The 22,450-nt window shown below is 70.4% G+C and carries 17 protein-coding genes; 13 read left to right on the top strand and 4 right to left on the bottom strand.

Translation table 11 applies throughout. From position 1 onward, the window contains the following. The first annotated feature begins 97 nt into the window (after positions 1-97). Together rlmN and V6V47_RS30820 are read left to right on the top strand one after the other, a co-directional pair. Positions 98-1,255, top strand: a complete 1,158-nt coding sequence (gene rlmN, locus V6V47_RS30825) for a 23S rRNA (adenine(2503)-C(2))-methyltransferase RlmN (RefSeq protein WP_334632043.1) — start codon at positions 98-100, stop codon at positions 1,253-1,255. 31 nt (positions 1,256-1,286) lie between these two features. Further along, positions 1,287-2,438, top strand: a complete 1,152-nt coding sequence (locus V6V47_RS30820; RefSeq protein WP_334632042.1) for a DivIVA domain-containing protein — start codon at positions 1,287-1,289, stop codon at positions 2,436-2,438. A 73-nt stretch (positions 2,439-2,511) separates the two neighbouring features. Here the strand turns inward: V6V47_RS30820 and V6V47_RS30815 are convergent, their stop codons facing one another. Then, on the bottom strand, positions 2,512-2,733 hold the full coding sequence (locus V6V47_RS30815) for a DUF2631 domain-containing protein (RefSeq protein ID WP_334632041.1): 222 nt from the start codon (positions 2,731-2,733) through the stop codon (positions 2,512-2,514). A gap of 199 nt (positions 2,734-2,932) precedes the next feature. Between V6V47_RS30815 and V6V47_RS30810 the strand changes: the two genes are divergently transcribed. Next, the gene (locus tag V6V47_RS30810) at positions 2,933-4,513 is read left to right on the top strand and encodes a Rieske 2Fe-2S domain-containing protein (RefSeq protein WP_334632040.1); all 1,581 of its coding nucleotides are present in this window, start codon (positions 2,933-2,935) and stop codon (positions 4,511-4,513) included. Between the two features lie 241 nt (positions 4,514-4,754). On the opposite strand, the gene V6V47_RS30805 is transcribed toward V6V47_RS30810, so the two are convergent. Further along, complete coding sequence (locus V6V47_RS30805; RefSeq protein ID WP_334632039.1) at positions 4,755-6,350, bottom strand: phytoene desaturase family protein; 1,596 nt, start codon at positions 6,348-6,350, stop codon at positions 4,755-4,757. A gap of 160 nt (positions 6,351-6,510) precedes the next feature. On the opposite strand from V6V47_RS30805, the gene V6V47_RS30800 reads away from it, so the two are divergent. Next, complete coding sequence (locus tag V6V47_RS30800; RefSeq protein WP_334632038.1) at positions 6,511-7,674, top strand: alkaline phosphatase PhoX; 1,164 nt, start codon at positions 6,511-6,513, stop codon at positions 7,672-7,674. A 75-nt stretch (positions 7,675-7,749) separates the two neighbouring features. Here V6V47_RS30800 and V6V47_RS30795 read toward each other — a convergent pair whose 3' ends face one another. Next, on the bottom strand, positions 7,750-8,634 hold the full coding sequence (locus V6V47_RS30795; protein WP_334632037.1) for a YhjD/YihY/BrkB family envelope integrity protein: 885 nt from the start codon (positions 8,632-8,634) through the stop codon (positions 7,750-7,752). Between the two features lie 51 nt (positions 8,635-8,685). Between V6V47_RS30795 and V6V47_RS30790 the strand changes: the two genes are divergently transcribed. From V6V47_RS30790 to ispG, 7 genes are all read left to right on the top strand, one after another. Next, complete coding sequence (locus V6V47_RS30790) at positions 8,686-9,231, top strand: GNAT family N-acetyltransferase (RefSeq protein WP_334632036.1); 546 nt, start codon at positions 8,686-8,688, stop codon at positions 9,229-9,231. A gap of 506 nt (positions 9,232-9,737) precedes the next feature. Continuing rightward, positions 9,738-13,712 (top strand): CARDB domain-containing protein, encoded by a 3,975-nt coding sequence (locus V6V47_RS30785; RefSeq protein ID WP_334632035.1) that lies wholly within the window; start codon positions 9,738-9,740, stop codon positions 13,710-13,712. Between the two features lie 197 nt (positions 13,713-13,909). Next, complete coding sequence (locus V6V47_RS30780) at positions 13,910-14,431, top strand: hypothetical protein (protein ID WP_334632034.1); 522 nt, start codon at positions 13,910-13,912, stop codon at positions 14,429-14,431. A gap of 94 nt (positions 14,432-14,525) precedes the next feature. Further along, entirely contained in the window at positions 14,526-15,173 is a 648-nt protein-coding gene (locus V6V47_RS30775) for a Uma2 family endonuclease (RefSeq protein WP_334632033.1), read from the top strand. Between the two features lie 43 nt (positions 15,174-15,216). Then, entirely contained in the window at positions 15,217-16,428 is a 1,212-nt protein-coding gene (dxr, locus tag V6V47_RS30770; protein ID WP_334632032.1) for a 1-deoxy-D-xylulose-5-phosphate reductoisomerase, read from the top strand. Continuing rightward, complete coding sequence (locus tag V6V47_RS30765) at positions 16,428-17,678, top strand: M50 family metallopeptidase (protein WP_334632031.1); 1,251 nt, start codon at positions 16,428-16,430, stop codon at positions 17,676-17,678. The genes dxr and V6V47_RS30765 overlap by 1 nt, the downstream gene beginning before the upstream one ends. Before the next feature lie 9 nt (positions 17,679-17,687). Further along, entirely contained in the window at positions 17,688-18,860 is a 1,173-nt protein-coding gene (gene ispG, locus V6V47_RS30760) for a flavodoxin-dependent (E)-4-hydroxy-3-methylbut-2-enyl-diphosphate synthase (RefSeq protein ID WP_334632030.1), read from the top strand. Between the two features lie 90 nt (positions 18,861-18,950). On the opposite strand, the gene V6V47_RS30755 is transcribed toward ispG, so the two are convergent. Continuing rightward, a complete protein-coding gene (locus tag V6V47_RS30755) occupies positions 18,951-19,550 on the bottom strand; it encodes a PadR family transcriptional regulator (protein WP_334632029.1) in 600 nt (199 codons plus the stop codon). A gap of 128 nt (positions 19,551-19,678) precedes the next feature. Here V6V47_RS30755 and V6V47_RS30750 point away from each other — a divergent pair, with 128 nt between their 5' ends. Beyond that, positions 19,679-20,890, top strand: coding sequence for an MFS transporter (locus tag V6V47_RS30750; protein WP_334632028.1), 1,212 nt, complete (start codon positions 19,679-19,681; stop codon positions 20,888-20,890). 57 nt (positions 20,891-20,947) lie between these two features. After that, positions 20,948-21,787: a GNAT family N-acetyltransferase gene (locus tag V6V47_RS30745; RefSeq protein ID WP_334632026.1), complete on the top strand. Its 840-nt coding sequence runs from the start codon at positions 20,948-20,950 to the stop codon at positions 21,785-21,787. Positions 21,788-22,450 lie beyond the last annotated feature (663 nt).

Below are 22,450 nucleotides of genomic sequence, written 5' to 3'. Positions count from 1 at the left end.
ATCACGCCGTCCCGGCCGTTCCGACCCGGAGGTCGGTACCCGTTCGGCACCTCCGGACGGGCCCCTGCCGGCCGCGGCGTGACACACTGGACCAGCCATGACGAGCCTGCCGTTGATCCCCGCCTCCTCGGACGCCCCCGCCGCACGCCGGGCCTCCATGCCACCGCAGCACCTCGCTGACCTGGACCTCGCCGGCCGCCAGACGTTGGTCACCGGGTTGGGGGAGCCGGCGTTCCGCGCCAAGCAGGTCTCCACCCACTACTTCGGGCGGCTGGTTCGCGACCCGCAGGCGATGACCGACCTCCCGGCCGCGACCCGGGAGCGGCTGGCCGACCAGTTGCTGCCCAAGCTGCTCACCCCCGTCCGCGAGCTGGCCTGCGACGACGGCGCGACCCGCAAGGCGCTCTGGCGGCTGCACGACGGCTCGCTGGTGGAGAGCGTGCTGATGGGTTACCCGGACCGGGTCACCGTTTGCATCTCCAGCCAGGCGGGCTGCGGCATGGCCTGCCCGTTCTGCGCCACCGGCCAGGCCGGGCTGACCCGTAACCTGTCCACCGCCGAGATCGTCGACCAGGCGGTGTACCTGGCCGGGGTGGCGGCGTCCGGCGTGGTCGCCGGCTCCCCACCGCGCCTGTCCCACGTCGTCTTCATGGGCATGGGCGAGCCACTGGCCAACTACTCTCGGGTGATCGCGGCCATCCGTCGCCTGGTCAGCCCTGCTCCGGAAGGGCTTGGGCTCTCGCAGCGGCACATCACCGTTTCCACGGTCGGGCTGGTTCCGGCCATCCGCCGACTGGCCAGCGAAGACCTCTCAGTGACCCTTGCGTTGTCGTTGCACGCGCCCGATGATGATCTGCGCGACGAACTCGTGCCGGTAAACCAGCGCTGGAAGGTAGCCGAGGTGCTGGACGCAGCGTGGGACTACGCCGCCCGGACGGGCCGTCGCGTGTCGATCGAGTACGCGATGATCAAGGACGTGAACGACCAGCCGTGGCGGGCCGACCTGCTCGGGCGGCTGCTGGCCGGCAAGTTGGCCCACGTGAACCTCATCCCGCTCAATCCGACGCCGGGCAGCCGCTGGGACGCCAGCTCGAAGCCGGTGGAGCGGGAGTTCGTCCGGCGGTTGCGCGATGCCGGCGTGTCCACCACCGTGCGGGACACCCGAGGTCGCGAGATTGACGGCGCGTGTGGCCAGCTCGCCGCCGCCGAGGACACCGACACCAACACCGACCGCGCCGGAGAGGCACCGGCGTGACCGGGCTTGGCGAACGAGACCAGGAGACATAGTGGCGAGTCAGGGTCAGCGTTTCCGGCGCAAGGCGCTCCGCCGGGGATACAAGGTCGACGAGGTGGACGCCTTCCTCGACCGGGTGGAGGCGACGCTTGACGGCCGGCAGGTCGGCGCGCCGGTGGCCTCCCAGGAGGTCCACGACGTCGTCTTCCGGGTCCGCTTCAACGGCTACGACGAGTGGCAGGTCGACCTGCACCTGGACCGGGTCGAGCGGCAGTTGGCCGAGCTGGAGGAGCGCGGCGCCGGGCGCGGCGGCGACCCCCGCATGAGTGACCGGCTGGGCCCTCCGGACCGGATGGGCCCGCCGATGCGCGATGACCGTGGCATGGTCCCGCAGCCGATGCCGCCCCGGCCGATGCCGGCGCAGGCCGGCCCGCCCGCGGACCGCTACGGTCGGTACGACGAGCCCACCGGTGCCTTCGCGGGTGGTTACGACGCCCCCCGGGGTGGTTACGACGCGCCCCGTGGCCCGGCCGGCCCCGGCCCGATGGGCCCCGGTGGCCCGATGGGCGGCCCGCCGCCGCGCGGCCTGCCCGCCGGCCCCAGTGGCTACGGCCCGGACGACCAGCGGATGCCCGGCGGGTACGGCCAGGACGACCAGCGGATGCCCGGTGGCTACGGCCAGGATGACCAGCGCGCGCCGGGTGGCTACCCGCCGCCGCCCGAGGAGCCGCGTTTCGACGGCTTCGAGGCCGGTCGGCATGGTCGCACCGACATGACCGCCGAGATCCGGATGCCCGAACGGGACCTGCGCGACATGCGCCGTGGCCCGGCCGGCCCGCCCCCGATGCCGCAACAGGGTATGGGCGGCCCGCCGATGGCCGGTCCGCCCGCCGTGCCCGGCCCGCCGGTCGGTGGCCCGCCGATGGTCGGCCCGCCGATGGCCGGTCCGCCCGGCAGCGACCTGTACCGGGTCGACCAGATCCGGCGTCGCTTCCAGGTGCGCCGCTTCGGCAGCGGGTACGACCCGGATCAGGTCGACCGGTTCTTCGAGACCCTGCTCGGCGGCATGCAGGGCCGCAACCCGATGCCGGTCAACCCGAAGGACCTGGACACGCTCCGGTTCGGCCTGGTGCCCGGCGGCTACTTCGAGGCCGAGGTGGACGCCGCGCTCAAGGACGTGCAGGACATCCTCTTCGGGCGCTGACCCCGACACGTACGGACGAGGGCCCGTCCCCGGGTGGGGGCGGGCCCTCGGCGTTCTCGGCCGGTCGGTCGGGTCAGGAACGCAGACCGCTGCGCCGCAGCACGACGTCGCCGATCACGATGACCAGCAGCAGCGCGGCCAGGCTGACCAGCCAGATGTCCTCGACCTTGCCCTCGTGGTTGCCGCACACCATCGCCACCAGCGCCAACGCGGAGAGCACCGCGCCGATTCGCCCGAGCTTGCGGTGCCCCGGCTTGTGCTGGTCTGGCGACGTTACCGGCTCGCTTCCTGCCACTGGTCGGTCCTTCCCTCGCGATCGGATCTCCGGTTAGTCTGGCACGCCTCCTGCCCGGGGCGGCGCGGTGGGGGTTTACCGGTGGACAGGCCCCGGAAACCGGGGTCCAACGGCACTACCGGCGTCGCGGGGCGGGGGTCAGACTCCCTCCGGTAGCGTTTGGCGTACACCTGATTGTCTGTTTGAGGGGGACTGTGCGGTGCGAGTGACCGGGACCGGGCACGCCAGCATGCGGATCGACACGGCCGCGGGCAGCATTCTGTGCGACCCGTGGGTGAATCCCGCGTACTTTGCCTCCTGGTTTCCTTTTCCGGACAATTCGCTGCTCGACTGGGAGACCCTGGGCCAGGTCGACTACCTCTACGTCTCCCACCTGCACCGGGACCACTTCGACGCGGCGCACCTGAAGCGGTACGTCTCGAAGGAGGCCACCGTGCTGCTGCCCGAGTTCCCCACCTCGGAGATGGAGGACGAGCTGCGGGCGCTGGGCTTCACGAAGTTTCTGAAGACCCGCAGCGAGGAGGTCGTCGAGCTGGACGGCGGCCTCAAGGTCATGATTCAGGCGTTGACCAGCCCCACCGACGGCCCGATCGGCGACTCCTCGCTCTGGGTTGAGCACGACGGGGTCCGCCTGCTCAACCAGAACGATGCCCGCCCCACCGATCTGAGCGTCTTCGCCGAGTTGGGGCACGTGCACGCGCACCTGCTGCAGTTCTCCGGCGCGATCTGGTACCCGATGGTCTACGAGCTGCCGCAGGCGGCGAAGACCGCGTTCGGCAAGCAGAAGCGCGACCGTCAGTTCGACCGGACCTGGCGCTACATCGACGACCTGAAGGCTTCGCACGTCTTCCCGATCGCCGGCCCGCCGTGCTTCCTCGACGATTCGCTCTGGCAGTTCAACGACATCCACGGCGACGAGGGCAACATCTTCCCCGACCAGTCGGTCTTCATGTCCGAGTACGCCAAGGTCGGCGGCACCAACGGCATCGTGCTGCTGCCGGGCAGCGTCGCCGAGGTCACCACCGAGGGCGCGACCACCACCCACCCGGTGCCGGTCGAGGAGTTCTTCGCGAACAAGGTCGCCCACCTGGAGGAGATGCGGGAGCGCAAGCGCCCGGTCATCGAGGCCGAGAAGGCGTCCTGGCGGCACCCCGAGGTGGACGTGCTCGGCGAGATGAAGCGCCGGATCGAGCCGCTGCTCGAAGAGTCGATCTACCTGGCCAAGGGGGTCGGCGGTCCGGTCCGCTTCGACCTGGTGGGTTACGACGGCGAGAGCGTCGAGTCGATCGTGGTGGACTTCCCGGGCAAGCAGGTCCGGCCGTACGCCGATGAGAAGGTCCGCTACCGGTTCCGGACCGAGCGGTCGCTCATCGAGCACCTGCTCTTCATCGACGAGGTCGACTGGGTCAACTCGCTCTTCCTGTCCTGCCGGTTCTCGGCGGCCCGGATCGGCCAGTACAACGAGTTCGTGTACGCGTTCTTCAAGTGCCTGTCCGAGGAGCGGCTCCAGTACGCCGAGGGCTGGTACGACGAGCACGAGCGCAGCACCGACGCCGAGGACATCGTCCTGGGCGACTGGGTGCTGCAGCGGCGCTGCCCGCACCTGAAGGCGGACCTGACCCGGTTCGGCATCGTCGAGGGCGACCAGCTCACGTGCCAGCTGCACGGGTGGCGCTTCGACCTGCCCAGCGGCCGTTGCCTGACGAGTGTCGGCCACAAGGTCCGCGCCCACCGCGTCGACGCCGAAACCCCCGCCCCGGCCGGCGAAGCCCTGAGCTGACCCCCCGCGCTGCCCCACCCCGCCCCGCCCCGCGACCCCCGCCGGCAAGACGCACGGCGAGGGCTACGTCGGCCCCCCGGCGATCTTGCACTTCCTGTCGGGGCATAAGGCAAAAATGCCCCAGAATGGCGACCGCAACTGCAAGATCGCGGGAAGTCGAGAGGGCCGGGCAGCGAGGGCCGGCCGGGAAGTCGAGAGGGCCGGGCAGCGAGGGCCGGCCGGGGAGTCGAGAGGGCCGGGGTTAGCGGTTCAGGTCTCTCAGGATTCGGCGGGCGGCGTTGTGGCCGGCGGCGCCGATGACGCTGCCCGCCGGGTGGCAGCCGGCGCTGCCGGCGTAGACGCCGTCGATGCCGATGGCGTACGGCATCCGGTCGGTGAACGAGACGGTGTTGTCGACGTGGTGGATATGCCCGCCGGTAATGCCGAAGTGTGCCTCGATCCCCGGCGGCGGCAGCGGCACCGCGTCGGCGATCAGGTCGGCGGTCCCGGGGGCGTACCGCTCGACGACGTCGATCAGTTGGTCGACGTAGCCGGGCAGTGCCGCATCCCAGGTGGTGCCGGCCAGCTCGTAGGGGACCGACTGCACGAAGAGCGCCGACGAGTGGTGCCCCGCCGCGTCGGAGAGCGACGGGTCGACGGTGGTGTGCAGGTACCACTCCATGGTCGGCTCCGCTGGCAGCCGCCCGGCTTGGACGTCCGCCCACATGGCCCGCAGCGCGGTCATCGGCGAGGTGGTGTCGCCGCCGACGAGCGACGTCGAGCCGGGCAGCAGGTGGATGGTCGAGCCGAACGGGCTCGGCGCGTCGGCCGGCAGGCAGGAGAAGCGCGGCAGGCCGGCCAGCGCCAGGTTGATCTTCAGGGTGGTGCCGGGGCGGCGGACCGCCGCCATCCGTTCGCCGAGTGGCGCCGGTAGCGCGCCGTCGGGCAGCAGGTCCATCAGCCGGTACGGGTCACAGGCCCCGAGCACCACCCGGGCGGCCACCTCCCGCCCGTCGGTGAGGACCACTCCGCTCGCCGCGCCGCCGTCCAGGGTCACCGCGCTGACCGGCGTACCGGTCAGGATGGTCGCTCCGGCCGCGCGCGCCGCGTCGGCGAAGGTACGCGAGACGGTGCCCATGCCGCCCTCGGCGATCATCCAGGTGCCGCCCGAGCCGGGCAGGCGGCACATGTTGTGCGCCAGGAAGTTGTGCCCCGTCCCTGGGTCGTCCGGGCCGGCGTTGAGGCCGGAGAGCCCGTCGGTGACCGCGTACATGCTGATCAGCAGCTCGGAGCGGAACTCGAACCGGGCCAGGTAGTCCACGACCGAGCCGCGGACCAGGTCGACGAAGACCTGGCGCAGGGCCGGGCGGATGTAGCGCTCCGCGGTCTCCTCGACGGGCAGCGGCTCCGCCAGCCAGGCCGGTGCGAGATCCTCGCGCAGGGCGGCCAGCTCGGCCTGCATGGCGTCGTCGGCGGCCACGTCGGCGGGGGAGAAGAACTCGGCGAGCTGCCGCCGGGTCGCCGCGGTGTCACTGCCGATCAACAGGTACGGCGAGCCGGAGCCGCCCGGTGTGGGCAGGAAGTAGTGCGGGTCGCGGCGCAGCACCGGGATCCGTACGTCGAGCGTGGTGAGCAGCTCCGGCGGCATCAGCCCGAGCAGGTACGAGCCGGTGGAGTGGCGCAGCTCGGGGACCTTCGGGAACGGGGTCTCGGTGCGGGCCGCGCCACCGATCACGTCGGCGGCCTCCAGCACCAGGACGTCGAGACCGGCGCGGGCCAGCAGGACGGCGGAGACCAGACCGTTGTGCCCGGCACCGATGATCACGACGTCGGCGCGGCCGGGAAGTTCGCTGCTCATGCCGCCGCAGCCTAGCCCCAGCGGCCCCACCCGGTCAGCCCCCGTGCGCCGACTCGGGCCGGAAGATCCGTCATCCCGCGTTCACCATGCAGCGATTGCGGTCGATGCTGACGCGGTCCTACCGTCGGTCGGGCATCGACCACTCCTGGGAGGTTCACCGATGGACCGTCGTACTGTCCTGCGTTCCGCCGTGGCCGGGGCGGCCGCCTTCTCCGGCAGCCTCTGGGCCGGCGCGGCGCTGGCCGCCCCCGCACAGCCCGGGCCCGGTCCCTACGGGGACCTGCTGGCCGCCGACGCGAACGGCATCCAGTTGCCCGCCGGGTTCACCAGTCGGGTCATCGCTCGTTCCGGCCAGCGGGTCGCCGGCACCTCGTACCTCTGGCACCCGGCACCGGACGGCGGCGCCTGCTTCCCGGCCGCCGACGGCTGGATCTACGTGTCCAATTCGGAGATTCCCCTGGTGGGCGGCGCCTCGGCGGTCCGCTTCGCCGCCGACGGCACGATCGTCTCGGCGTACCGGATCCTTGGCGGCACCAACGTCAACTGTGCGGGTGGGCCCACCCCGTGGGGCACCTGGCTCTCCTGCGAGGAGGTGCCGCTGGGCCGGGTATTCGAGACGTGGCCGGACGGCAGCCGGGCGGGCGAGGAGCGTACCCGGATGGGCCGGTTCACCCACGAGGCCGCCGCCTGCGACCCGGACCGCAGGGTCGTCTACCTCACCGAGGACGAGGAGGACGGCTGCTTCTACCGGTTCGTGCCGGACGCCTGGGGTGACCTGCGGACCGGCCGGGTGCAGGTGCTGTGCGCCCCGGCCGGCCAGGTCGCCGGGCCGGTCACCTGGCGGGACATCCCGGACCGGGACGGCTTCCCGGTCCCGACCCGGTTCCAGGTCGGCGCGGCGAAGCACTTCGACGGTGGCGAGGGCTGCTGGTACGACCGCGGGACCTGCTGGTTCACCACCAAGGGCGACAACCGGGTCTGGGCGTACGACGCGGTCAACCAGCGCCTCGACCTGGCGTACGACGACTCGCTGGTGCCGGCCGGGACCGCGCCGCTGACCGGGGTGGACAACATCACCGGCACCGCCTCGGGCGATCTCTACGTGGCCGAGGACGGCGGCAACCTGGAGATCAACATCATCACGCCGGCCGGCGTGGTGGCACCGATCATGAGGGTCCTGGGGCAGAGCTCCTCCGAGATCACCGGCCCGGCCTTCTCCCCGGACGGCTCCCGCCTCTACTTCTCCTCCCAGCGCGGCACGTCCGGCAACCGCACCGGCAGCGGCGGCATCACCTACGAGCTCACCGGCCCCTTCCGCCGCTGACCGCGCGCCCCACGACGTTGGGTGATCAAGGGGTCTGCGTCAGCAGAGGCTTTTCCGTCGACGCAGACCTCTTGATCACTGCTCGTGGGGCAGCCGGCTCGTGACGGTGGAGCCCTCGTCTGCCGCCGCGGGTGCGCTGCGTCGGGCCCGCCAGCGGGACAGGGCGAGCGTTGCCGAGTAGCCCGCCAGCACGATCACGTGGAACAGGTACAGCCAGAGCAGGACCGCCACGCCGGCGCCGATCTCGTCGAAACCGCCGAACGGCACGCCAAGGTCAAGGGGGAGTGAGGTGAAGAGCACGAAGCCGTGCAGGAAACCGGAGAGGTTCGCGGCCGTGAACGACCCGATGGCGACGGTGGAGAGCCAGTCCGGCGACGCCGGCCCGACCACCCGGAACACCCAGATCAGCACCGGCGTGAGCACCAGCCAGACCGCCAGGAACGACAGCACCACGCCCAGCGCGCCGGCCCAGCCGCCCTGCTGGACCAGGTGGGTGGTGACCGGCAGCGCCAGCAGGATCGACAGCAGCAGCGCGGGCGCCGGCGCGAGCAGCGGTAACAGCAGCACCCGCCCCCGCCAGCCGACCAGGTGCTCGTCGGAACGGGGCGCGGCCACCGAGACGAACGCCCGGCGCAGGCCCTCGCCGTAGAGCGACGCGGGCAGCAGCGAGGCCAGTGCGAGCAGCGGGGTCAGCCCCACCCCGGCCTCGACGAGCGCGGCCACCGCCTGGGGCGCGCCGATCGCGGTGGGCAGCGTCTCCACGGCGTACGACGTGAGCCGGCGAACCCGGTCGGCCCCGGCGACCAGCCCGGTGAGCCAGATCGCCAGCAGGGCCACCGGCACCACGGCGATCGCCCCGTAGAACGTGATGGCGGCGGCGTGCAGCGACAGATCCCTCCCGCGTACCGGGCGGAACGCACCGCTCGTGATCCGCTTCGCTCGCTGCCAGCCGCTGCCCACCGCACTCTTCTTCCCCGTCGTCGGGTACGCCACTCATTAAGATCGCCGTCCATGACCGTTCTTGTCACCGAACGCCTGATCCTGCGCGACTGGACCGCCGACGAGGCGGATCTGGCCCGGATCTACGACATCTACTCCCGTCCCGAGATCGCCCGGTGGCTGGGCATGGCGTCTGATCTGCCGATGACCGACCCGGCGCAGGCCACCGCGCGGCAGCGGCTCTGGCAGGATCGGTTCGCCGCCGACCAGGGCCGGTACGGCAATTGGGCGATCGAGGTGCGGGACACCGGCCTGGTCGTGGGCACCCTGCTGCTCAAGCCGCTGCCGGGGCGCGACCGGTCGCGCCGGACCGAGGACATCGAGGTGGGTTGGCACCTGCACCCGGATGCGTGGGGTCACGGCTACGCCACCGAGGCGGCCCGCGCGGCGGTCGCCCGGGAGTTCGCCGCCGGCACCCGCGAGATCTACGCGGTGGTCTCGCCCGGCAATGACGCGTCGATGGCGGTCGCTCGGCGGCTCGGCATGACCCACGTGGGCCGGCGCACCGACTGGTACGGCGGCGAAGAACTGGAGACCTTCGTCCTGACCGCCCCCTGACCGCCCGTCCCCTTCGCCCCTTCCGCGCCCCGCGCCTCAAGATCCGCGCAACTTCCAGGGAAACTGCTGCCTCGATTCGTCGGGAGGCAGCAGTTTCCCTGTTGGTGCGCGGATCTTGGGGTTTCCGGGCCGGGTGGGGACACGGCCACGGAGTGGAAGTCCGTCAATAGTCAAGATGGTCGAAGTGTTGACGCCCTCGTAGCACGTCAGTAATCTTTGGTCAACGCCGTGCAAGATCTCGACAAAGACGTGCTTGATTCGTTGCACGTGCTCGAAAATTCCAGCGGGGCACTGTGTTTGGTGGGATTCATCCCCACTTCTTGAGGAGGCCCGCTGGTCATCTCACCTCCGCCCCCACAGCCCCGCCAGCTGCCGGCACCCCCGAACACCGGCACCTCGACACCCGGCCCCCGCGCGCCCTCGCGTCGGGCCGGTGATGCACCGCCGTACACCCCACCCCCGTGGTCACGCCGCCTGCGGCAACCGTCCCCCAACGAAGGACCGTGATGAGACGAACGAATCTGTTCAGGATGGTGGCGGCGACAGTCGCGGCCACCATGATCGCGACGGCAGGGTCCGCCTCCGTCGCGTACGCGGCCGGTGATCCCCGCCCGGCCGACAAGGCAGCCGCGCCGACCGCGGCCAACGCCGTACCGGCGGCCACCAACCTCGCCCTGGGTCGTCCCACCCAGGAGAGTGGCCACGCCGACGTGTACGGCTCGGGGAATGTCGTCGACGGCAACGCGGGCAGCTACTGGGAGAGCGTCAACAACTCGTTCCCCGAGTGGGTGCAGGTCGATCTCGGCTCGTCACAGGCCGTCAACCAGGTCGTGTTGAAGCTGCCGACCTCCGGCTGGGGGACCCGTACGCAGACGCTGAGCGTGCAGGGCAGCGCCAGCGGGTCGTCGTTCAGCGACATCGTCGGGTCGCAGACCTACACGTTCAACCCGGCGAGCGGCAACACGGTCACGATCAACTTCAACCAGACCTCCACCCGGTACGTGCGGATCAACATCACCGCCAACAGCGGCTGGCCGGCCGGGCAGCTCTCCGAGGTCGAGATCTACGGCAGCGGCGGCGGCAGCCCGGACACGACCGCGCCGAGCGTCCCGCAGAACCTCTCGTACACCCAGTCGGGCACCACGATCACCCTCAACTGGGTCGCGTCGACCGACAACGCGGGCGGCAGCGGCATCGCCGGCTACGACGTCTACCGCAACGGCTCGTTCCTGCAGTCGATCGGGAACGTGACCACCTTCAACGACACGCAGCCGGCCACGGCGACCGTGTCCTACTACGTCCGGGCGCGCGACGTCGCGGGCAACCTCTCGGGCAACAGCAACACGGTGACCCGTACCGGTAGCGGTGACGCCACTGCGCCGAGCACCCCGGGGACGCTGTCGCACAGCACGTCGGGCAGCACGATCACGCTCACCTGGGGCGCCTCCACCGACTCGGGCGGCAGCGGCCTGGCCGGCTACAACGTCTACCGTGGCGGCACCCTGATCGCGACGCTGGGCACCGTCCTCACGTACCAGGACAGCCAGCCGCCGACCGCGACCGTCTCCTACTACGTGCGCGCCCGGGACGGCGCGGGCAACCTGTCCGGCAACAGCAACACCGTCACCCGGACCGGCAGCAACCCTCCCGCCTGCACCAACGTGGCGCAGGGCAAGACCATGACGGCGAGCGGCTCCACCTTCAGCTTTACCCCGGACAAGGCGAACGACGGGCAACTCGGGACGTACTGGGAAGGCGCGCCGAGCTACCCGCAGAACCTGACCGTGGCGCTGGGTGCCAACCACTCCATCTCGACCGTCACCGTCAAGCTCAACCCGGACCTGTCCTGGGGCACCCGTACGCAGACCATCCAGGTCCTCGGCCGCGACCAGGCTTCCTCGTCGTACACCAATCTGGTGTCGGCGGCGACCTACCAGTTCGTCCAGGGCAACAACGTGGTGAGCATCCCCGTCACGGCGACCACCGCGGACGTGCAGTTGCGGTTCACCTCCAACAGCGGAGCCCCTTCAGGTCAGGTGGCCGAGCTTGAGGTGTGCGGCACCGCGGCACCCAACCCCGACCTGGTCATCAGCGCGGTGACCTGGTCGCCCTCGTCGCCCAGCGAGGTCTCCCCGGTCACCCTCTCGGCCACCGTGCGCAACGCGGGGTCGGCGTCCGCCGGCGCCACCACGGTGAACTTCAGCCTGGCCGGCACGGTCGTCGGCAGCGCCTCGGTGGGCGCGCTCGCCGCTGGTGCCTCGACCACGGTCTCGTTCAACGCCGGCACCCGGGCGATGGGCAGCTACAGCGTCTCGGCGGTGGTCGACCCGACCAACACGATCGTCGAGCAGAACGACGGCAACAACAGCCTCACTGCGGCCTCGCCGCTGGTGGTCGTGCAGGCGCCGGGCCCGGATCTCCAGGTCCTCGGCATCACCTCCAACCCGCCGAACCCGGCCGTCGGCGCGGCGGTCACGTTCACCGTGGCGGTCCGCAACCGTGGCACCACCGCGACCGGCGCGACCACGGTCACCCGGTTGACGGTGGGCAGCACCACGCTCAACACCAACACCGCGTCGATCGCCGCTGGCGCGACGGTCAACGTGGCGGTCTCCGGCAGCTGGACCGCCACCAGCGGCGGCGCCACCATCACGGCCACCGCCGACGCGACCAATGCGGTCGCCGAGACCAACGAGACCAACAACGCCTTCTCCCAGGCCATCGTGGTCGGGCGTGGCGCGGCGGTCCCGTACGTCTCCTACGAGGCGGAAGCCGCCCATTACCAGGGCACGCTGCTCGAGACCGACGCGCTACGCACCTTCGGCCACACCAACTTCGCCACCGAGTCCTCGGGCCGCAAGTCGGTACGGCTGAACAGCACGGGCCAGTACGTCCAATTCACCTCGGCCAACGCGGCGAACTCCATCGTGGTGCGCAACTCCATCCCGGACGCCCCCGGTGGTGGTGGCATCGAGGCGACGATCAGCCTCTACATCAACGACGTCTTCTCCCGGAAGCTGACGCTCTCGTCGAAGCACAGTTGGCTCTACGGCAACACCGACGGGCCGGAGGCGCTGACCAACAGCCCGCAGACCGACGCCCGGCGTCTGTTCGACGAGTCGAACGCTCTGCTGGCGCAGTCCTACCCGGCCGGTACCCGCTTCAAGTTGCAGCGCGACTCGGGTGACACCGCGTCGTTCTACATCATCGACATGATCGACCTGGAGCAGGTGGCGCCGCCGGCGAGCCAGCCGGCCGGTTGCACCTCGATCACGTCGTACGGTGCGGTCCCGAACGACGGGCTGGACGACACCGCGGCCATCCAGCGGGCGGTGACCGACGACCAGAACGGGGTCATCAGCTGCGTCTGGATCCCGGCCGGGCAGTGGCGGCAGGAGCAGAAGATCCTGACCGACGACCCGCTGAACCGGGGTACGCACAACCAGGTCGGCATCAGCAACGTCACGATCCGGGGCGCCGGCATGTGGCACTCGCAGCTCTACACGCTGACCGAGCCGCAGAACGTGGTGGGCGGCATCAACCACCCGCACGAGGGCAACTTCGGCTTCGACATCGACAAGAACACCCAGATCTCCGACATCGCCATCTTCGGCTCGGGCCGGATCCGTGGCGGTGACGGTAACGCCGAGGGCGGCGTGGGTCTGAACGGTCGGTTCGGGACCGGCACGAAGATCAGTAACGTCTGGATCGAGCACGCCAACGTGGGTGTCTGGGTCGGTCGCGACTACGACAACATCCCCGACCTGTGGGGTCCGGCCGACGGGCTGGAGTTCACCGGCATGCGGATCCGCGACACCTACGCGGACGGCATCAACTTCAGCAACGGCACGCGGAACTCGCGAGTGTTCAATTCGTCCTTCCGCACCACGGGCGACGACGCCCTCGCCGTCTGGGCCAACCCGTACGTCAAGGACCGCACCGTCGACATCGCCCACGACAACCACTTCGTCAACAACACCATCCAGTTGCCCTGGCGGGCGAACGGTATCGCCATCTACGGCGGCTACGGCAACTCGATCGAGAACAACCTGATCTACGACACCGCGAACTACCCGGGCATCATGCTGGCGACGGACCACGACCCGCTGCCCTTCTCCGGGACGACACTGATCGCCAACAACGGGCTCTACCGGACCGGTGGTGCCTTCTGGAACGAGGACCAGGAGTTCGGTGCCATCACCCTCTTCCCCGCCACCAGGGACATCGTCGGGGTCACGATCCGGGACACCGACATCATCGACTCCACGTACGACGGCATCCAGTTCAAGAACGGCGGCGGCAACATGCCGAACGTCGCGATCACCAATGTGCGGATCGACAAGTCCAACAACGGCGCGGGCATCCTCGCGATGAGCGGTGCACGAGGCAACGCCAATCTGACCAACGTGACGATCACCAACTCGGCCGACGGCAACATCGTCATCCAGCCGGGCTCACAGTTCGTCATCAACGGCGGCTGACCCTCCGCGAAAGAGTGTGCTCCCCCGGCCTCGGCCGGGGGAGCACACTCTTTTCGGCCGCTTGATCCACACGGTTTCGGCGATGTCGGGGTATCCGGGCGCTCGGATGGCCCGCCATCGGCGATCTCGAGTCGATCAGGCCGCCGCGCAGCGGCCGTCGTGGTCGCCTTGCGTGACGACAGCCGACCACGATCGACATGGACGGCGACGACGTGCCAGCTCGTGCCATGATCAAAAGCCTGATGGCGGGCCTCGCGACGACGAGGGAATCACCGAGGAGGGCTGGAAACCACAGCATGGGTGTCATCACGACTGCTCTCTGCCTCGCCATACCCGCCCTGCTCGTGCTGTGGTTGTGGGTTCGGCCCCTGCTCAACGGCCGGTGGAGGACTCCCGGCTGGTTCATCGGCACAGCGGGGCTCGCGGTCGGCGCCGCCGCTGTCACGTGGTTTGTCGGCGCCTTCGCGGGTGCCTCCATGAACGCGGAGGAGTCCTGCCACGCGGCCGGCGCCACCTATGACAGCGCCTACCGCTCCACGCACTGGCAGGAGCCGTCGCGATGGTTCCCCCTGCACGACAAGTGCAACGCCACCCATGACCTCGTTCCGGCGTGGGTCAACCCCGCTCTGGTGCTCCTGCCCCTGCTGGCGATCACCTGCGTCGGCGTGGCCGTCTGGCTCGGCGTTGGGCGTCAGCGAACCAGGCTGGGCAGCGCGTGAACTGATGACGGACCGGGTGTGCGGTGCCGCGCTTCGGGGCCTGCGGTGGCTAGGCTGACCTGAGCAGAATGTTCCGCTGAGGGGGTGAGCCCGGATGGCCCAGGCAGCGTTCGCGCCGGAGCCGGCGCCGCAGCACACCGAGCCGTCGTTCGACGTGCTGCGGTGGCACGACGAGCCGTGGACCGCGCAGCTCGCCCTCGACCTGTTGCCGGAGACCAACGGCCCCAAGGTTGAGGTCCTGAGCGGAAGCGTGATCGTGACACCACACTCGGGAATCGATCATCAGTCAGTTGAGCGAGAGTTGCCCTACGTGCTGCACCGTGCAGCGCGCAAGGCCGGTTTCTGGGTCTACCCGGAGATCAACGTCCTGTCTGGTGACGATCTCTTCATCCCGGACATCGCTGTCCTGCGTAACTCGGGTGGCGGCCGCACGACGGTTCCCATCGCCGAGGCGGTGCTGCTGGGGGAGATCGTTTCGCCGGGGAACCGGCGTAAGGACGTGATCGACCGGCCCCGGGAGTACGCCGCTGCCGGGGTGCCGTTCTTCCTCCGGGTGGACCTGCGTAACCGGGTGCCGACCATCGCCCTGTTCGAGCTGGTCGACGGGGAGTACCGGCCACTGGCCGCGGCGGCGGCGGGGAGCACCTTCTCCATGCGGGAGCCGTTCGAGTTCGCCATCGACCCGGCCGAGCTGCTGGACGAGGAGGCGCCAGAGGAGCCGCAGGTGACCGGCGAGGGCTGAGGCTCCCAGCGGGCGTTCAGCGACCGTGGGGAAGAATGGCGATGTGACTTCCCCCCGAGATCTCGTCCTGCTCGGTTCCACCGGGTCGATCGGCACCCAGGCCATCGACATCGTCCGGCGTAATCCGGACCGGTTCCGGGTGGTGGCGATCGGTGCCGGCGGCGGCAACGTCGCGCTGCTCGCCGCCCAGGCCCTCGAGCTCGGTGTCGAGGCGGTCGGGGTGGCCAAGGCGTCCGCCGCGCAGGACCTCCAGCTCGCGTTCTACGCGGAGGCGAGTCGGCGCGGGTGGGCCACCGGAGACTTCAAGCTTCCCAAGATCGTGGCCGGTCCGGCCGCGATGACCGAGCTGGCCCAGTGGCCGTGCGACATCGTGCTCAACGGGGTGGTCGGCTCGCTGGGCCTCGCTCCTACGCTGGCCGCTCTGCGCGGTGGTCGTACCCTCGCTCTGGCCAACAAGGAGTCGCTCGTTGCCGGCGGGCCGCTGGTCAAGGCCGCGGTGATGCGGCCGGGGCAGATCGTGCCGGTCGACTCGGAGCATTCGGCGCTGGCCCAGTGCCTGCGCTCCGGGTCGCGCGGCGAGGTGCGTCGGCTGATCGTCACCGCCAGCGGCGGACCGTTCCGGGGTAAGCGGCGCGACGAGTTGACCCAGGTCACCCCGGAGCAGGCGCTCGCGCACCCCACCTGGAACATGGGCCCGGTCGTCACGATCAACTCAGCGACGATGGTCAACAAGGCGCTCGAGGTGATCGAGGCGCACGAGCTGTTCGACGTGCCCTACGCCGACATCACCGTCATGGTGCACCCGCAGTCGGTGATCCACTCCATGGTCGAGTTCGTCGACGGCTCCACGATCGCGCAGGCCAGCCCACCGGACATGCGGCTGCCCATCGCGCTGGGTATCGGCTGGCCGGACCGGGTGCCGGAGGCGGCCACCGCCCTCGACTGGGCGGCCGCGCACACCTGGGAGTTCGCGCCGTTGGACGACGCGGCGTTCCCGGCCGTCGCCCTGGCCAAGGCCGCCGGGGAGACCGGGCGCTGCCGTCCGGCGATCTACAACGCGGCGAACGAGGAGTGCGTGGCGGCGTTCGTGGCCGGGCGGCTGCCGTTCCTGGGCATCGTCGACACCCTCGAACGAGTTTTGGACGAGGCTCCGGACTTCAGCGAACCGGGTACCGTCGAGGACGTGCTCGCCGCTGAGTCGTGGGCGCGTGCGCACGCGCAGGAGATCATCGCGGGTTCGGTGGAAGGAAATTGATGGCAAACCTGCTCGGGGTGGCGATCTTCGCCCTGGCCATCCTCATCTCGGTGAGCCTGCACGAGGCGGGTCACATGCTGACCGCCAAGGCATTCGGGATGAAGGTCACAAAGTACTTCGTCGGATTCGGTCCCACCGTCTGGTCGTTCAAGCGGGGTGAGACGGAGTACGGCCTCAAGGGCATTCCGCTCGGCGGCTTCTGCAAGATCGTCGGGATGACCGCGCAGGACGACGACGTCGACCCGGCCGACGAGCCGCGGGCGATGTGGCGCTACCCGGTCTGGAAGCGCACGATCGTCATGTCCGCGGGGTCGATCACCCACTTCGCGCTGGCACTGATCGCGATCTGGGTGGCGGCCGTCTCCCTCGGCCTACCCAACCCCGACGCCCCCACCACCGACGCGGAGGTCCGGCAGGAGCCGGCGGTGATCTCGATCTCCGACTGCGTGATGCCGAAACTCGAGCAGCGCGCCTGCGCCCCGGGTGACCCGGCCAGTCCCGCGGCCCAGGCTCAGTTGCGCGACGGCGACCGGATCACCTCGCTCAACGGCAAGCCGGTCAACAACTACGGTGAGATGCTCACCGCCCTGCGCGCCCTCAAGCCGGGCGAGACGGCGCAGGTCGGGTATGTCCGCGACGGGCAGCCCGCCCAGACCAGCACGGTCCTGGCGCAGACGCAGCGCCCGCCGATCGACAACCCGAAGGGCACCGTCGGTCCGGTCGCCGCGCTCGGCGTCACGCTCACCATCACCACCCCGAACCGAGTGACGTACGGCCCGGTCGCGGCGTTCGGTGCCACCGGCCACTTCACGAAGGAACTGGCCGTCGGCACGGTGCAGGCGTTGCAGCGGCTGCCGCAGAAGGTGCCGGCCCTCTGGACCGCGATCACCGGCGGCGAGCGTGACGTGGACACCCCGATCAGCGTGGTCGGCGCCAGCCGGCTCGGTGGTGAGGCGTTCGCCAACAAGGCGTGGCTGATGTTCGTGACCCTGTTCATCTCGCTGAACTTCTTCATCGGCGTGTTCAACCTGCTGCCGCTGCTCCCGCTGGACGGCGGCCACATCGCCATCGCCTGGTTCGAGCGGGCCCGCTCCTGGCTGTACGCGCGGATCGGCCGCGCCGACCCCGGCCGCGTCGACTATCTCAAGCTCATGCCCTTCACGTATGTGGTGATCCTCATCGGCGGCGTGTTCACGTTGCTTACGATCACCGCGGACGTCGTCAACCCGATCACGCTCTTCCCAAGGTGAGTGCCTGAAGTGACCGCTGTCAGTCTCGGTATCCCCGCCATGCCGCCCCCGCCGCTCGCCCCCCGCCGGGCCAGCCGTCAGATCATGGTCGGTTCGGTGCCGGTCGGTGGTGGCGCGCCGGTGTCCGTGCAGTCGATGACCACCACCCTCACCTCCGACATCAACGCCACCCTCCAGCAGATCGCCGAGCTGACCGCGGCGGGCTGCCAGATCGTCCGGGTGGCGGTGCCGTCCCAGGACGACGTCGAGGCGTTGCCGGCGATCGCCAAGAAGTCGCAGCTTCCGGTGATCGCCGACATCCACTTCCAGCCCAAGTACGTCTTCGCCGCGATCGACGCGGGCTGCGCGGCTGTCCGGGTCAACCCGGGCAACATCCGCCAGTTCGACGACAAGGTCAAGGAGATCGCGGCAGCGGCCTCCGCCGCCGGTACGCCGATCCGGATCGGCGTCAACGCCGGCTCCCTGGACAAGCGGCTGCTCAGCAAGTACGGCAAGGCCACCGCCGAGGCGCTGGTCGAGTCGGCGCTGTGGGAGTGCTCGCTCTTCGAGGAGCACGGTTTTCGGGACATCAAGATCTCGGTGAAGCACAACGACCCGGTCGTGATGATCCGCGCGTACCGGCAGTTGGCCGAGCAGTGCGACTACCCGCTGCACCTGGGCGTCACCGAGGCCGGCCCCGCGTTCCAGGGCACCATCAAGTCGTCGGTCGCCTTCGGCGCCCTGCTCGCCGAGGGGATCGGCGACACGATCCGGGTGTCGCTCTCCGCCCCGCCGGTGGAGGAGATCAAGGTCGGCAACCAGATCCTCGAGTCGCTGGGCCTGCGCGAGCGCGGCCTGGAGATCGTCTCCTGCCCGTCCTGTGGCCGGGCCCAGGTGGACGTCTACAAGCTGGCCGAGGAGGTCACCGCCGGCCTGGAAGGGCTGCCGGTGCCGCTGCGCGTGGCGGTCATGGGCTGCGTCGTCAACGGCCCCGGCGAGGCCCGTGAGGCTGACCTGGGCGTCGCCTCCGGCAACGGCAAGGGCCAGATCTTCGTCAAGGGCAAGGTCGTCAAGACGGTGCCCGAGGGCCAGATCGTGGAGACCCTCATCGAGGAGGCGCTGCGGATCGCCGACGAGATGGGCGCCGAGCTGCCCGGGGAGCTGCCCGGCCTGACCCCCGCCCCCCCCGTCACGGTCCACTGATCCCTGCTGGCCGCTGAAAGCGGCCGTCTCCCTCTCGGGGAGACGGCCGCTTTCGTTGGTGCGGTGCTCTTGGTGCGGCGCTGCCGCGTGTCACTCGGATTCGGCGAGGATGGCGTACAGCTTGCGCCGGGTCTCGTCGAGCACCTGGGCGGCCCGTTCACGCTGGTCGTCGGTGCCGTTCATCATCACCTGGCGCAGCGCGTTCATCGCCTGCGTGCCGGCGTTGCGGATGTCGTGCCAGCTGTTCACCGTGTCCTCGGCGAAATCCGCCCAGGGCGGCGTCTGCGCCGCCTCGGTGGCCTCGGCCTGACCGGCCTCGGTGACCGTGAACCGCTTCCGCCCGCCACCGGACTCCTCGGTGCTGGCCACGATCACGCCCTCGTCCTCCAGAAGCTGGAGGGTCGGGTAGATCGAGCCGGGGCTCGGCCGCCAGGCACCGCCGGTGCGCGAGTCGATCTCCTGGATCATCTCGTAGCCGTGCATCGGCCGCTCGATGAGCAGGGCCAGCACCGCGCCACGAACGTTGGGGCGTCGGCCCCGGCCCCGCCCACGGCCACGGCCACCAGGTCCGCCCCAGCCACCGCCCGGTCCGCCGTGCCCGTGTCCGTGCGGACCGGGCGGGACCGGCGGGAAGCCGAAGCCGCGCCGGCGGGCCTCATGTAGGGGGTGCTGCTCTCGATGGAACCTCATTGGTTCGTCCTTTCTTCGGACTGCCCTCTCTTCGGACTGTCGCTGATGCATCAACGATATATCGGCAACGCATCGCCGACAACCTTGAATTTCCCAAACCGTACGTACGTCTTGCTAGGATGCTGGCCATGCGACTGCTCCCACCGCCGGGCCCGGCCCGGATCCTCACCCTCGGCACCCTGGTCAAAACCGTCGGGCGGGGCCTCTGGCTGGTCGCCAGCGCGCTGTTCCTCACCCGGTCGGTGGGCCTGTCGGCAACCCAGGTGGGCGTCGGGTTGACCATCTCGGCGCTGGTCGGCGTGCTGGCCAGCGCACCGAGCGGCTACCTGGCCGACCGCCTCGGCCCGCGCGGTGTGCAGGTCGGCGCGCTGTTCGCCGCCGGCACCCTGACCGTCGGCCTCACCGCCGTCCGGTCGTTCCCCGCCTTCCTGCTGGTGGGAGCTGCCACCGCCCTCGCCGACGCCGTCGAGCGCGGTGCCCGAGGCGCGTTGATCGCCGGCGCGATCCCCGCCGACCAGCGGGTCCGCACCCGGGCCTACCTGCGGGCCACCACCAACGTCGGGATCTCCGTCGGCGCCGTCCTCGGCGGCTTCGCCATCACCGCCGACACCCGCACCGGGTACGTCGCGCTGATCCTGACCACAGCGGCGGCATCACTGGCCGCGGCGGCGGTCCTCGTCCGGCTGCCCAGCGTCGCGCCGGTCGCCGCCCCGACGCACGGGCCCCGGCTGATCGCCCTGCGGGACCGCCCATTCCTGGCCTTCACCCTGCTCGACGGGCTGATGTCCATGCACTTCAGCCTGCTCACCATCGCCCTGCCGCTGTGGATCGCCGGGCACACCCGGGCGCCCATCTGGATGATCTCCGCGTTGACGCTGGTCAACACCATCCTGGTGGTGCTCCTCCAGGTCCGCGCCGCGCGCAGCGCCGACACCGTCCCGGGAGCCGCACGCTCCGCCCGCCGCGCGGGAGTGGCCGTCGCGCTGGCCTGCGTACTCTTCGCCGCCAGCGGCGCGCTGCCCACCGCCGGGGCCATCGGCCTACTCGGCTGCGGGGCGCTGGCGCACGTGGTCGGGGAGCTGTGGCACTCCGCCGCCGGCTGGGGGATCTCCTTCGGGCTGGCGCCAGCGAACGCCCAAGGGCAGTACCAGGGCACGTACGGCATGGGCTACGAGTTGGGCAAGATGCTCGCACCGGTCGTGGTGACCACGCTCGCGCTCGGTTGGGGCGTACCGGGCTGGCTGGCGCTCGGTGGGTTGTTCCTCCTGCTCGGGGCCCTGGTGCCCCCGGTCGTCGCATGGGCCAGCCGGAGGCCGGCCCTCGAGCCGGTAAGCGTCTGAGGCCGGGCTCGCCACTCGGCCGGCGGGGCGGGGTGTCGATCTGGCAGGCTGGTAGGCGTGCTGACGGTGCCGGTACGGCAACTGGGGGAATCGGAGCGCCGCGCGGTCGAGCGACTGCTCGACCATGACCCGTTCGCGGGCGCGCAGGTCGCCGAGCGCATCGCCGCGCGCGGGCTGTCCTGGTGGCGGGCCGAAGGCAGAATCCTGGGGTACGGCTCCCGCCGCAACCTGGAGTCGCTGTGCTGGCTCGGCGGCAACCTCACTCCGGTGCTGGCCAGCGATGCTGCCGTCTCCGCCTTCGCCGACCTCCTCGCCGGTGAGGAGCGACTCTGCTCGTCGATCGTCGGTCGGGCGGACGCCGTACTCGGGCTCTGGGACCGCCTCTCCGACATTTGGGGGCCAGCGCGGGACGTCCGGCCCAACCAGCCGCTCCTGGCCACCGACGCGCTGCCAGCCGTGCAAGCCGACCCGGAGGTCCGCCAGGTCCGCGCCGGCGAAGTCGACCGGCTCTTTCCGGCGGCGGTGGCCATGTACACCGAAGAGGTCGGCGTCTCACCCCTGGCCGAGGACGCCGGACGCAGCTACCGCCGGCGGGTCAGCGACCTGGTCCGGGCCGGTCGGGCGTACGCCCGCTTCGTCGACGGCAAGGTCGTGTTCAAGGCGGAGTTGGCCGTGGTGACCAAACGGACCGCGCAGGTCCAGGGCGTCTGGGTCGCACCCGAGTGGCGCGGCCGGGGGATCGCCACCGCGGCCATGGCAGCCGTGGTCCGTGATGCGCTGCTACGGGTCGCCCCAACGGTCAGCCTGTACGTCAACGACTTCAACCTGCCCGCCCGCCGGGTCTACGAGAGGTGCGGCTTCCAACCGATCGGCACGCTCGCCACGGTCCTCTTCTGACCTTGCTGGTATTGGCGTCGGTCTCTTGCTGAGTTGGGTGGGCCTCGTACGGCTCGGCTGAGTTCCGCTCGACCTGGTCTCTGCCTTTGGCCTGGCCTGGCCTGGCCTGGCCCGGTTTCGGCCTGGCCTGGTTTCGGCCTGGTCTGGTTTCGGCCTGGTCTGGCCTGGTCTGGCCTGGTTTCGGTCTGGCCTGGTTTCGGTCTGGCCTGGTTTCGGTCTGGCCTGGTTTCGGTCTGGCCTGGTTTTGGTCTGGCCTGGTTTCGGTCTGGCCCGGTCTCGGCCTGGCCCGGTCTCGGCCTGGCCCGGCGCGGCTCGGCCTGGATCGGATTGGCTTGGCTTGGTCCGGCTCCTTCGGCCCGTGCGGTCCGGCCTGGCTTGGTCCGGTCTGGCCTGGTCTGGTCTGGTCCGGCCTGAACTGGCGCGCTCGGCCCGGTCCGGCCTGGCATCGGCTCGCTTCGGCGTGCTCGTCTCGGCGGGCTCGGCTCGGCTCGGCCTGGTTCGGGCCTGGCTCGGCCTGCCTGGCCCGGCAGGCCCCGCGTGGCGCAATCTTGGACAGTTTCCGTTCGCGCGGTGGGCTCAACCGGTGGTTGCAACACCGAGGAGTTGGGTCATCTTCTCACCTGGGGTGGCCCAGCCCAGGGTCATGCGGGGGCGGTCGTTGAG

It is taken from the genome of Micromonospora sp. CPCC 205539 (assembly GCF_036906815.1).
Taxonomy (GTDB): domain Bacteria; phylum Actinomycetota; class Actinomycetes; order Mycobacteriales; family Micromonosporaceae; genus Micromonospora.
This window is presented reverse-complemented; position numbering and strand designations above follow the sequence as displayed.